The organism is Candidatus Chlamydia corallus (assembly GCF_002817655.1).
GTDB lineage: Bacteria > Chlamydiota > Chlamydiia > Chlamydiales > Chlamydiaceae > Chlamydia > Chlamydia corallus.
This window is the reverse complement of the sequence record NZ_NWQK01000001.1, coordinates 305,596-316,683: the sequence shown is the minus strand read 5'-3', so window position 1 is coordinate 316,683 and position 11,088 is coordinate 305,596. Positions and strand designations below refer to the sequence as shown.

Below are 11,088 nucleotides of genomic sequence, written 5' to 3'. Positions count from 1 at the left end.
CTTTTTAATGGAAGTTTTGAGAGACGGTCCTAAATATTGTCTCTCAGGGTTTACCCTGTCTCCCTGCAGAAGAAAGTCCTTAGAGAAAACTTCAAGAAGCTTTATACTTTTCTCAAGCAACCAGTCTCTGATCTCTGTTGTTTCATGAAGCCGCAAGATTTGTCCCCACCATTTTTATGGAAAGAACGTCGACCCTGTATTCGGGATGGAGTTCTCTACGTTCCTAAACACTACTTCGAACATCAGGATTTTTCAACAGGCTATCATCAAGAATTTTTTCAAAATCATACCTCTATAGCTTGTGAATTATGTTCTGGTAATGGTGATTGGGTAGTTGCCCAAGCTCAGAAAAATCCTCAGATGCTTTGGATCACTGTGGAGCAGCGCTTTGATAGGGTAAGGAAAATTTGGTCCAAAATGATCAACCATCGCATCCCAAACCTAAGAATTGTCTGTGGTGCTGCCGAGACCTTTTTTCAGTACTATGTTCCAGACCAATTTCTGCAACGCCTTGTTGTTAATTTCCCAGATCCCTGGCCGAAGTTTCGACATCGTAAACACCGCCTTTTCCAAGGCCCATTTGTTCAAGAAGTAGCTCGTACCCTTCAAGATTCGGCAGTTTTTGCTTTAGCTACTGATGATAAGGCATACCTCTTGGAGTCTGTAACGATTCTGCAAACACTTTTAACTCCAAGAATGGAAACACCGCATTATATAAAAATGGCAGATAATTATGGCAACTCCTGGTTTGAAAACCTTTGGCGGACAAAAGGACAAGAAATTTTTTATACGGAATTTATAAAGAAGGCTGGGATATAGCTGACTTGAACAGCTGACCTTCACGATGTCAACGTGACGCTCTAACCAACTGAGCTAATACCCCAAATTTGGTTATTATCCTAACCAGAAAATGGTATCTTTGCAATAGGCTTCTTCATGTCTACATGTCATAGACTGCTTACTCATAATGTAGTTCAAGCATCGCATGAAATTTTTAAAAATATAGTTTCTCCTGGGGATACAGTGATTGATGCAACCTGTGGAAACGGTAAAGATAGCCTTCTTTTAGCTCGGCTACTTCAGGGGTGTGGAAAACTTGTTGTGTACGATATTCAAAAAGAAGCCTTGAATCACGCTTTAATATTATTCGAAACACACCTGTCAGAGGAAGAAAAAGCCATTATTGAAATTAAAGAACAGTCTCATGAGTATCTTTCAGAGAAAGATGCCAAACTTATCCATTATAACTTGGGTTATCTTCCTGCAGGGAATAAAGCAATCACTACATTGGCAAGAACTACAGAAGTTAGTTTAGAATGCGCTTTAAACATAGTACGCTCGGATGGACTCGTTACTGTTGTATGCTACCCAGGTCATCCAGAAGGAGAAAGGGAAACCTACGCAGTGCAGAGTCTAGCGCAGCAGTTAAACCCTAAAGATTGGTGCGTGAGTTCATTCTACACTGTCAATCGGTTTCAAGCTCCTCGACTTTTTATTTTTCAGCGGCAGGGGAGTATGTCATAGGTTGATATGGGATAATACGAATTTCGTGTTCGAGATCAATGCCCTGGGTTTTTAAAGTCGATTGGATGATTGCTATCAGTTGCTTGACTTCGTCAGAAGTGGCCTTGCCTGTGTTGACAATGAAGTTTGCATGCGTGGGAGAAATTTGAGCTCCTCCTATCGCTAACCCTTTTAACCCAGCTTCATCAATAAGTTTTCCTGCACAAGTACCTTCGGGATTGCGGAAAATACAGCCAGCAGAAGGCTGTGTGTAGGGTTGTGTCATTAGTCGTTGTTCAAGAATGGATTTTGAGTGATCGGCAGAGACTTGTTTTTTTGAAAGTTGGAAGGTTGCTGATAAAATAAATTCTTGCTCCCTATGGAAGCGAGACGATCGGTAGCCCAAATCCAATTGTTCCAAAGAATAGGAACAAAGCTTACCCTCAGAGTTGATTGTTTCCACGTTTTTTATTACGGAAGATATGTCACTTTGGTTTGTCCCTGCATTCATAAAAATGGCCCCGCCAACAGATCCAGGTATCCCTGCAGCAAACTCTAGTCCTGAATATCCATTATAGGCAGTAGCTTTTCCTAAAGCTGAAAAGGAAAGACCAGAATATGCTTTAATACAGGCATCTTCTAGGAACTTTTTACCATAGATAGCATTGTAGAGTACAAAGCCGTCAAAACCACGGTCATCAAATAAACAGTTCGAGCCTTTCCCTAAGATGAGGAAGGGGTAGTTTATTGAATGTAGGAAACGGATAACTTCACGAGCTTCATCAATAGTATGGACAGCTTTAAAGTAATTTGCAGGCCCTCCAATGCGGAATGTCGAATACCTGTTCAGCCACACACTGCGACGAACAGGAAAAGGAAAATGTGGTGGTGCAGATTCTTTCATTTTGAGAATCCCTCAGTCTAAGTTAATTTGACAGAAGTTTAAAGAATTTTCATTTGGGGGCGACTTTGTGAAAATGTCATTTAAAACCGCGTGAATGAAAGGACAGGCTTCTGAATAACTAAACTTTTTAACTAGACGAATTGCTTCTGCAATAAGAATCGCTTCGTTAATGGGTTGGCTATAAAAATGCTCAAAGAGGGTCAGGCGTAAGACATTTTTTTCCATAAGATCTAAACTATCAAAAGACTTATTTTTAAGGGTACTTCCAATAATTAGATCCAATTCTGGGGATTTTTCTAAAATTCTTTTAGTTTGGCTTAAAGCTATGAGAACCTGTTTCTGAGATGCCGCAGTTTGCGACATAAGTAGAGGAACTAAACTTTCCTCTGCTAGAGGAGCCATATCCAAAGCATATAACATCTGTAAGATGATTTCTCGCATCTTTTGAGGAGGGAATTCCTTAGAGATTGAAATAGCAGACCCCGAAAGTTTTTCAGGACTCAATGTGGCCATGATAAGCACCCAAAAAATAGTTAATAATACACATTTAACTGCTAAAGAGGTCCTTAGCTAAGAAGTTGTGAGAAAGAAATCAGGTTATCTAGTAGAAAGTTTTAATTGCAACAAAAACTTCTTAGTTGAAAAATGTACTTTGTTTTCAGAACACACCTATTTTTTGATTTAGAGAAAGAGTTGGTGGAGATTTTTGCTATAAAATTTTTAATTTATAAAGACAACAGGGATAATTATGAGAAAGGGATTTCCGTTGCTTTTCTTTTCCTAATACCCTAAGATAACCTTCTTCTTGTCTAGAATGGATAAAAGATCAGATTGTCTTTTCTGGAACACACAGTGCTTTCAGACCATAGCAATTGTCTTAACAGGAAATTGAGATAGAGTGTGGCATTAAATTTTAAGATTAACAGGCAAATACGAGCTCCTAAAGTTCGTCTCATCGGTTCAGGGGGAGAACAGCTAGGAATACTGGCTATTAAAGATGCTTTGGATTTAGCCCGAGAGGCGGGTCTTGATCTAGTTGAAGTTGCTTCAAATAGTGAGCCTCCCGTATGTAAGATCATGGATTACGGTAAGTATCGCTATGATCTGACAAAAAAAGAAAAGGACAGCAAAAAAGCACAACATCAGGTGCGCATAAAAGAAGTTAAGCTTAAACCTAACATAGACGAAAATGACTTTTTGACTAAGTTAAAGCAAGCACGTGCCTTTGTTGAAAAGGGAAATAAAGTAAAAATTACATGCATGTTCCGAGGTAGAGAATTAGCTTATCCAGAACATGGTTTTAAAGTTGTTCAAAAAATGAGCCTGGGTTTAGACGATATTGGTTTTGTTGAAGCTGAACCCAAGTTGGCAGGTCGTTCTTTGATTTGTGTTGTGGCTCCAGGAACGGTAAAAGCAAAGAAAAAACAGGAAAAGTCTCATGCCCAAGATGAAAAGCAATAAGTCTGTTGCAGCACGTTTTAAATTAACAGGCTCAGGCCAATTAAAAAGAACTCGTCCTGGGAAGAGACATAAGTTGTCAAAAAAGTCTTCACAAGAAAAACGCAATCTATCTAAGCAGCCTCTTGTGGATAAAGGTCAGGTAGGTATGTATAAGCGAATGATGCTTGTTTAAAGGTAAGGAAATTTAGTTATGGTAAGAGCAACAGGTTCAGTAGCTTCTAGACGTCGTCGTAAACGTATATTAAAACAAGCTAAGGGCTTCTGGGGTGATAGAAAAGGACATATTCGTCAGAGCTGTTCTAGTGTCATGCGCGCCATGGCATTCAATTATATGCATAGGAAAGACCGTAAAGGGGATTTTCGTAGCCTTTGGATTGCTCGTCTTAATGTCGCTTCAAGAATTCACGGTCTCTCTTATAGCCGTTTAATCAATGGCTTGAAATGTGCCAACATTTCTTTAAATAGAAAAATGCTTTCAGAAATAGCTATCCATAATCCTGAAGGTTTTGCAGAAATTGCAAATGAAGCTAAAAAAGCTTTGGAAGCCACAATTTAGGGACCAGAGTTTCTATGGAAATGAAAGAAGAGCTTGAAGCTGTAAAGCAACAATTTCATTCTGAGTTAAATCAGGTGAACTCTTCTAAGGCACTTGCGGATCTCAAAGTACATTACCTAGGAAAAAAGGGTATTTTTCGTAGTTTCTCCGAAAAATTAAAGCGGTGTACAGACAAGGCAAGAGTTGGTTCCCTTATAAATGACTTTAAGACTTATGTAGAGGGGCTTTTCCACGAAAAAAGTCTTCTAATTTTTTCTTTAGAACAAGCCGAAGCCTTTTCTAAAGAAAAAATAGATATCTCCCTTTCAGGAAATTTTCAACACGGTGGTCGTAGACATATTTTAAAAAGCATTCTTGATAACGTTGTTGATATTTTTGTTCACCTAGGATTTTGTGTTCGAGAAGCCCCCAATATTGAAAGCGAAGCCAATAATTTTACTTTGCTGAATTTTACTGAAGATCATCCTGCTAGGCAGATGCATGATACTTTCTATCTAGATGCTACAACAGTGTTGCGAACACATACATCAAATGTTCAGGTTCGTGAACTAAAAAAGCAACAACCACCAATTAAAGTTGTTGCACCTGGTCTATGTTTTCGTAACGAAGATATTTCTGCCCGTTCTCATGTACTCTTCCATCAGGTGGAAGCATTTTATATAGATCACAATGTAACATTTTCAGACTTGACTGCAATCTTAAGTACATTTTACCATTCCTTTTTCGAAAGGAAAGCAGAGCTGCGTTTTAGACATAGTTACTTTCCTTTTGTTGAACCAGGTATAGAGGTCGATGTCTCTTGTGAATGTTGTGGCAAGGGATGTACTCTTTGTAAATATACAGGGTGGCTAGAAGTTGCAGGAGCGGGAATGATTCATCCCCAAGTACTGCGCAACGGAGATATTGATCCTGAAATCTATTCTGGGTATGCTGTTGGCATGGGAATTGAAAGATTAGCTATGTTAAAGCATGGCGTCTCGGATATCCGTCTTTTTAGTGAAAACGATTTGAGGTTTTTACAACAATTTGCTTAAGGAAGAATGGCAGAGCGGTTTAATGCACCTGTCTTGAAAACAGGAGACCTGAAAGGGTCCGGGGGTTCGAATCCCTCTTCTTCCGTTTCCTTTTGGTACAAGTTCCTTACGGTGGAGAAAGGGCTTTGCGGTTAGGAGCTGCGAGTCACTCATATTCAACCATTTCTCTTTTTTATTTCCTTTTAATCTCTTTCTTCTCAATGATTTATAGTTTTATTAATTTTTAATTTTCTATTTATTAATTATTTGTGTTTCTTTGTTTTCTTTTTATTCTTAAATAAATTGATAGTTAATTTATTTTTATAATAAATTAGAAAAACGATCTCATAAAAAATAATCTAACTTTTTTGGTTCCATCGAGGAGGTAGAATGAAAGGGTCTCGACGTAACTTTGAACAGGCTTTAGCAAATTTGGAAAAACTCAAGGAGATTTCCCGAGCTACCTCCGATAGTTCCTACCTGGATAGTCCTGCGCGTTTAGATCAGAGAAAGCAGACATGCTCTTCTGTAATGGCAATGAAAGAAGCTTTGAAAAATGTTGAAAACTATCTACTTGAAGTAAGTTGTGTTTCAAAAAATCATGCAGACAAAGTTCTTAAGGAATCGGATTTTTTAATTGCAGGTGTGCAAAACGTCTTTTCTTTTTTAGAAAACCAAGAAGACATCTACAAATCTTTATTAGAGGAATATTCTGAAGTTAATAGGGCCTATGATGAGGTTAAAAAGAATTTTAAACAACCTCAGACCTATCATCTCTCGACAGCTGAAGAGACCCAAGAACATAAAGAGCCTGAGTGCTTTTTAAATAACCTTGTTGAAGTCAAGCGAGATCGTTCCTATGAGCTTTTCTACATGCTAGATGAGCAAGATAAACGCTTTTACAATGATGCTCTTGTTCAGATTATCTACAAGCAAAATAAGCTATACGAGACTGTAAATGAAGGCGATCCTCTAACAAAAACACTTCTCTGGAATAGTGAAGAGGTGAAAAACATTGCCTCTTTGCTTGTTCTCATAAATGACGTGCCTTTGAGATTATTTTATCAGAGTGCTTTAAGTCATTTAGATATTGCAGCTGTAGTTAAAGTCCACAATGCAGTAATGGCATTGTTCTTTTCAAGATACGAAGCTACCATGGTCGCCAAAAGCCCTAAGAAGCATAATATATTGTATTTTAATGACTTTCTTCTCTTTTTAAGAGAAGCATGGAAAGACTTAAATAATGACATTGCTATTGATTCTCAGGAAAAAAAACAGGCCAAACTTCTTGCTTTAGCCTTAAGTATAGGTATCTTTGAAAGCAAATTAGTATTTGAAGAGGCCTCTCGTTATCTCTACTTCAATATTCAAACGAAATTAACAAACGCGGATGGGAAGAAGCCTCTTTCATCAGGACAATACCTTACAGACGCTTATGACGAGCTGCATCGTCTTATTTCTAAATATCCTAATGGACCTATTTTTAAAGCTATGGATAGAGTTCTAGAACACGAATCTAAAGTTTATGATCCTATGATTTTGGGAATCCTCCCTAGTCTGGAAGGAAGGTTGAAGTTGCATGAGAAATCTATAGATGTAATACGATCTCCAAGTCCCGTCATCCAGAGTTCTATTTCTTATGCTAATTGTAATGAGGAATTCCTTGGATTTCTCAGTGCTAAGGTACATCGCAGTGATGTCACTTTAGTCCTAAATATTCAGAATCGTATATCAAGAAAAGAGCGTGCTCGAAGCCGTGTCATTGAAGAAGCTTTAGAACAAGAAGAGTACGCCTCTTCTGTCGATACTTTCTCTTTCCCTGAACCCGAAGAACTCCTCGATAATTTGGAAAGTATCCATGGAGATATTGAAACCTTTTCTGATTTCTTTTTTCTTTTGCAAGAAGAGTTCCGTAAACCCCTCCCCACCTCATCATTTTTCCTAACGAAAGAGTTAAAAGAGCCCGTACATACTTTCCTAAAAGAAAATCTTACGGCATTGAAAGATATTTTCTTTCCTAAGAAAAAAATTCTATTTAGAAATGATAAACTCTTGCTTCTGCATCTCCTCTCTTACCTACTTGTCTTTAAATTAATAGAAACTATCAACCCTAACTCTATTGTAGTCCTATCTAAAGATGGATTGGACTACGCTTCTGTCTTTATTGCAGGATTTGCGTTCTTTTCTAGAGAAGCGTTTTGGGACGAACATAGCTTAAAATTATTACTCACTGCCGTCTTATCTCCTACATTTGTAGCCAGAGATCGTTTGGTCTTCGTATCACATATCGAACTCTTAAGTAAATTTGTGAACTGTTTGAAGAAAAATCGCCAGGGATTTTCTAGCATGAAATCTTTCTTCAAGGGAGACATTGAAAGTTGGGAGTTCACTGGATACATGCATGAGCTCACTGAAGTTTCGCATAAGCATAATTCGTAAGCACAAAGAGCACTACGATAGGAAACGCCATAACAGGAAGTGTGGGAAGAACGCTGCTGCTTGCTAAGACCATTCCCGCTTTTAGAAAAACAAAGAAAATGTTAATGGTCCCTAAAGGAATTAAATAGGCCAGAGTGACTGTCGGTGTTCTACTAAATCTCAAGCAGAGGTAGGCAGATAGGACGATAGAGGCCATACAAGCAAGTGGTGAAATCAATACGTAATAGAACTGCGCTAGAAGAGATAGGATCCTTTGTGGCACTTGTGTCGAGAGTCCTAAACCTGTAGCATTCCAGGGTATAGTTTTGAGAAATTCTGAAAGACGGTTTTTGTTTCCCGCAGAAAATAGCTTGGAAAAAGGATTCTCATAGAAATTGAACTCGATTTCAGGAAACTCTTTCATATCGAAAAATTCTTTAAGCTCAATATTTTCTAAATCACTAGCAAAGAATTGTGTTACATTTAAGCCAATCGGAAGAGAGGGAGTTGTGAAAGCTAACTTTTCCATGGTGTAAATTGTTTTAGGATCTTTGATCCAAAAGACATTATTTAAGGTAAGAGTCTTAGGTTCAATAGAGGAATATAAAAGCACTGTTTGATCTTTGAGATAGAGAGCAGGAATTTTTTCCTGTTCCTTGGCTGTCGTTCCCCTATCCATATGTTCTTTAGTAATAGAAATTTTCTCGCATATAGGATGCAACCATTGGAAATTAGCATAGAGCATCATCATGATAAAAGATCCAGAGAGGAGGAGAGGACGCATTAGAGATTTTAAGGAAAGACCAGAGGCTTGTAGAAGGATAATTTCTCTCTTATTTTGCATAGAAAAGAGTGTGTTTGTTGTTGCTACTGCAACAAGCTGAGGCATGAGGAACTCTGCTTTTAAGGAAATCTGTGCGAGATAGTATAGTATAGAGAGCTTTATAGAAATTCCAGAAGCGGTTGTAGAGGCTCCTTTAAGGGTATGTAAAGAATGATGAATAGAAGCATAGAATATTAGAGAAAGTATCAAAAGAGAGATGAGAGCAAACCAGAATCTGGCGAGTAAGTGGCGTTTCCAAATCAACATGAGCTAAGCATACCCCCGACTTTCCCTATACGCGCGAGCAGCAAAGACAACCCAGGAGATCACTTGAGGGAAGACAAATAGCATGAAGGCTAAGGGTAGATTTTGTGTATTTTTCCCAACAATGAGCAGGATAAGGTCTAGAATAGGGAAAATGCAGTATAAAGCTATAGATTTTCGAAACCTAGGTTTATGAATTCCAAGCACCATCCCAGCATAAGTTAAGGTTATACAGAGAAAACCAATAGCGACTCTCCTTAGAGTTTCGGGAAGATGAGAGTGTTTTAGAGACTGTTTAACCAGCTGCTTCCAAGGGAGATAGTCTGTGCGTGTTTTTAAATAGGATTTTCCAGCAAACAATGTTGAAGTAATTTTAGGAATCAGCATTTCGTCTAGGGTTTCAATATAGAATTTTTGAGAAGAGGGAGAGGAAGATTCTGGAAGCTTTGAGATAAAGACCACATTTTTAGCTTTTACCGTGTTCTTAGTGGTATCAGGGATTATACTTTTTATAATTCCAACATCGGAGATTTCATTATTTCTTTTTAGAGCTACGATGACATTGTCGAACTTGCTTTTAGCGCAATGATCTACAGCAATGAAAATACGGTTGTTTTCTTTTTTCTGTAGAGTCTGTAAGAGCAGGGCTGGTGATGTCATTGCCATGTTTGCAATTTCCTTGCACGTTTGATAACGGCAAATTGAGGCAAGCTCCGAGCACGTATAAAAGTTCAGACAGCAAATGGCTCCTGAAATCATTAATACAGGAAACATGATGATGCTTTGCGAGGCGCCAGATGCTCTTAAAAAGGTCATTTGATTGTTGTCTGATAACTTACGGAAAAGAGAGAATGCAGAGACAAAACAGGAAGCAGGGAGAATAAAGGGAAGAAGGTAGGGGATTTGGTAGGCGATTAAACGTAAGACTGTATCGTAGGGAACGTCTTTAGCAATATAAGCAACAATTTCTTGCAAAGAGCTAATTATAGAAATACAGATTAAGCTTAAGGTGCAAAAAACTGTTGTTTTTAAGTAACGGAAAATGAGAATTTTCCATAAAATAGGCATAGCTTACCTGATTATTAAAATTTCTTAGACGTTTTGATAGAGTGAGACAGTAAAGATCTTTTCTGAAAAAACCCCAGAAACCCTATTCTTTCCCATGATTTCTATGTAGGCGTATAAAATGGTACTAAGTTCTTATTTAATTTGTGATGATAAGCAATTAGATCTTTTTTTTTCTTCTTTAGATGAAAAAAAAAGATATTTGCTTGCCCTGTCTGGTGGAAGCGACTCTCTTTTTCTTTTTTATCTACTTAAAGAACGTGGAGTTTCTTTTACTGCCGTACATATAGATCACGGCTGGAGGTCTAGGTCTGCTCAAGAAGCTAAAGAGTTAGAGGAACTTTGCTCTCGTGAAGGTATTCCCTTCATTCTACATGCCTTGACCGCTGAAGAGCAAGGAGATAAAGATTTAGAGAATCAGGCAAGAAAGAAACGTTACGCCCTTCTTTATGAATCCTATCGACATCTAAATGCTGGAGGAATTTTCCTCGCTCACCACGCTAATGATCAAGCAGAAACAGTTTTGAAACGTTTGTTAGAAAGCGCTCATTTAACTAATCTCAAGGCTATGGCAGAGAGATCTTACGTTCAAGGTGTTTTACTTTTACGACCTTTGCTACATATTCCTAAAAGCTCTTTAAGAGAGGCTCTGGATGCTCGAGGCATTTCTTATATACAAGATCCTTCAAATGAAGATGAAAGGTATTTAAGAGCCAGGATGCGAAAAAAACTTTTCCCTTGGCTTGAAGAGGTCTTTGGAAAAAATATTACTTTTCCTTTGTTGACCTTAGGTGAAGAATCTGCAGAACTTTCCGAGTATCTCGAAGAGCAAGCCCAACCATTTCTTTCTGCAGTCACTTATGAAAAATCTCAAAGATTACTTCCATTTCCAGACTCTTTAATTCAACAAGCATTTTTAGGTAAATGGGTTATGAAGAAATTTTTTAATGATGTTGGAGTTGCTGTTTCAAGGCATTTTTTACAAATGGTTTACGATCACTTATCTCAGAGTTCTTGCGCAACTTTACGCATGAGGAATAAGGTAGTAATCATAAAACCTAGAGTAGTAATGATAGATTAG

The 11,088-nt window shown here is 38.0% G+C and carries 12 protein-coding genes and 2 tRNA genes; 9 read left to right on the top strand and 5 right to left on the bottom strand.

Annotated features, from left to right (window positions below; genetic code table 11):
• Nucleotides 1-144 precede the first annotated feature (144 nt).
• Nucleotides 145-819, top strand: a complete 675-nt coding sequence (locus tag CMV32_RS01405) for a tRNA (guanine(46)-N(7))-methyltransferase TrmB (protein WP_100934346.1) — start codon at nucleotides 145-147, stop codon at nucleotides 817-819.
• Here CMV32_RS01405 and CMV32_RS01400 read toward each other — a convergent pair.
• Nucleotides 810-883: transfer RNA gene (locus CMV32_RS01400), tRNA-Val, on the bottom strand. The two genes, CMV32_RS01405 and CMV32_RS01400, sit on opposite strands and share 10 nt — an antisense overlap.
• Nucleotides 884-936: 53 nt before the next feature.
• On the opposite strand from CMV32_RS01400, the gene mnmM reads away from it, so the two are divergent.
• Complete coding sequence (mnmM, locus tag CMV32_RS01395; RefSeq protein WP_100934151.1) at nucleotides 937-1,524, top strand: tRNA 5-(aminomethyl)-2-thiouridylate-methyltransferase MnmM; 588 nt, start codon at nucleotides 937-939, stop codon at nucleotides 1,522-1,524.
• On the opposite strand, the gene murB is transcribed toward mnmM, so the two are convergent.
• Nucleotides 1,493-2,407: a UDP-N-acetylmuramate dehydrogenase gene (gene murB, locus CMV32_RS01390; RefSeq protein ID WP_100934150.1), complete on the bottom strand. Its 915-nt coding sequence runs from the start codon at nucleotides 2,405-2,407 to the stop codon at nucleotides 1,493-1,495. The two genes, mnmM and murB, sit on opposite strands and share 32 nt — an antisense overlap.
• A gap of 12 nt (nucleotides 2,408-2,419) precedes the next feature.
• Nucleotides 2,420-2,920 (bottom strand): transcription antitermination factor NusB, encoded by a 501-nt coding sequence (nusB, locus tag CMV32_RS01385; RefSeq protein ID WP_100934149.1) that lies wholly within the window; start codon nucleotides 2,918-2,920, stop codon nucleotides 2,420-2,422.
• 387 nt (nucleotides 2,921-3,307) lie between these two features.
• Between nusB and infC the strand changes: the two genes are divergently transcribed.
• From infC to CMV32_RS01355, 6 genes are all read left to right on the top strand, one after another.
• The gene (infC, locus tag CMV32_RS01380; protein ID WP_100934148.1) at nucleotides 3,308-3,868 is read left to right on the top strand and encodes a translation initiation factor IF-3; all 561 of its coding nucleotides are present in this window, start codon (nucleotides 3,308-3,310) and stop codon (nucleotides 3,866-3,868) included.
• Nucleotides 3,846-4,040 carry a 50S ribosomal protein L35 gene (rpmI, locus tag CMV32_RS01375; protein WP_011006725.1) on the top strand — a complete coding sequence of 65 codons (195 nt, stop codon included), beginning with the start codon at nucleotides 3,846-3,848 and terminating at the stop codon, nucleotides 4,038-4,040. The genes infC and rpmI overlap by 23 nt, the downstream gene beginning before the upstream one ends.
• An 18-nt stretch (nucleotides 4,041-4,058) precedes the next feature.
• Nucleotides 4,059-4,424, top strand: coding sequence for a 50S ribosomal protein L20 (rplT, locus tag CMV32_RS01370; RefSeq protein ID WP_100934147.1), 366 nt, complete (start codon nucleotides 4,059-4,061; stop codon nucleotides 4,422-4,424).
• Nucleotides 4,425-4,438: 14 nt separating this feature from the next.
• Entirely contained in the window at nucleotides 4,439-5,458 is a 1,020-nt protein-coding gene (pheS, locus tag CMV32_RS01365; protein ID WP_100934146.1) for a phenylalanine--tRNA ligase subunit alpha, read from the top strand.
• Nucleotides 5,459-5,543, top strand: a tRNA-Ser gene (locus tag CMV32_RS01360).
• 284 nt (nucleotides 5,544-5,827) lie between these two features.
• The gene (locus CMV32_RS01355) at nucleotides 5,828-7,876 is read left to right on the top strand and encodes a calcium-binding protein (RefSeq protein WP_100934145.1); all 2,049 of its coding nucleotides are present in this window, start codon (nucleotides 5,828-5,830) and stop codon (nucleotides 7,874-7,876) included.
• Here CMV32_RS01355 and CMV32_RS01350 read toward each other — a convergent pair.
• Both CMV32_RS01350 and CMV32_RS01345 read right to left on the bottom strand, forming a co-directional pair.
• Nucleotides 7,845-8,945 carry an LptF/LptG family permease gene (locus CMV32_RS01350; protein WP_100934144.1) on the bottom strand — a complete coding sequence of 367 codons (1,101 nt, stop codon included), beginning with the start codon at nucleotides 8,943-8,945 and terminating at the stop codon, nucleotides 7,845-7,847. The two genes, CMV32_RS01355 and CMV32_RS01350, sit on opposite strands and share 32 nt — an antisense overlap.
• A gap of 3 nt (nucleotides 8,946-8,948) precedes the next feature.
• Complete coding sequence (locus tag CMV32_RS01345) at nucleotides 8,949-10,010, bottom strand: LptF/LptG family permease (protein ID WP_100934143.1); 1,062 nt, start codon at nucleotides 10,008-10,010, stop codon at nucleotides 8,949-8,951.
• 118 nt (nucleotides 10,011-10,128) lie between these two features.
• Here CMV32_RS01345 and tilS point away from each other — a divergent pair, with 118 nt between their 5' ends.
• On the top strand, nucleotides 10,129-11,088 hold the full coding sequence (gene tilS / locus CMV32_RS01340; protein WP_100934142.1) for a tRNA lysidine(34) synthetase TilS: 960 nt from the start codon (nucleotides 10,129-10,131) through the stop codon (nucleotides 11,086-11,088).

Excerpts from the sequence above, each read along its gene's own strand:
- CMV32_RS01405 (WP_100934346.1), top strand. The coding sequence starts at position 145 with ATGAAGCCGCAAGATTTGTCCCCACCATTTTTATGGAAAGAACGTCGA.
- mnmM (WP_100934151.1), top strand. The coding sequence starts at position 937 with ATGTCTACATGTCATAGACTGCTTACTCATAATGTAGTTCAAGCATCG.
- murB (WP_100934150.1), bottom strand. The coding sequence starts at position 2,407 with ATGAAAGAATCTGCACCACCACATTTTCCTTTTCCTGTTCGTCGCAGT.
- nusB (WP_100934149.1), bottom strand. The coding sequence starts at position 2,920 with ATGGCCACATTGAGTCCTGAAAAACTTTCGGGGTCTGCTATTTCAATC.
- rpmI (WP_011006725.1), top strand. The coding sequence starts at position 3,846 with ATGCCCAAGATGAAAAGCAATAAGTCTGTTGCAGCACGTTTTAAATTA.
- rplT (WP_100934147.1), top strand. The coding sequence starts at position 4,059 with ATGGTAAGAGCAACAGGTTCAGTAGCTTCTAGACGTCGTCGTAAACGT.
- pheS (WP_100934146.1), top strand. The coding sequence starts at position 4,439 with ATGGAAATGAAAGAAGAGCTTGAAGCTGTAAAGCAACAATTTCATTCT.
- CMV32_RS01355 (WP_100934145.1), top strand. The coding sequence starts at position 5,828 with ATGAAAGGGTCTCGACGTAACTTTGAACAGGCTTTAGCAAATTTGGAA.
- CMV32_RS01350 (WP_100934144.1), bottom strand. The coding sequence starts at position 8,945 with ATGTTGATTTGGAAACGCCACTTACTCGCCAGATTCTGGTTTGCTCTC.
- CMV32_RS01345 (WP_100934143.1), bottom strand. The coding sequence starts at position 10,010 with ATGCCTATTTTATGGAAAATTCTCATTTTCCGTTACTTAAAAACAACA.
- tilS (WP_100934142.1), top strand. The coding sequence starts at position 10,129 with ATGGTACTAAGTTCTTATTTAATTTGTGATGATAAGCAATTAGATCTT.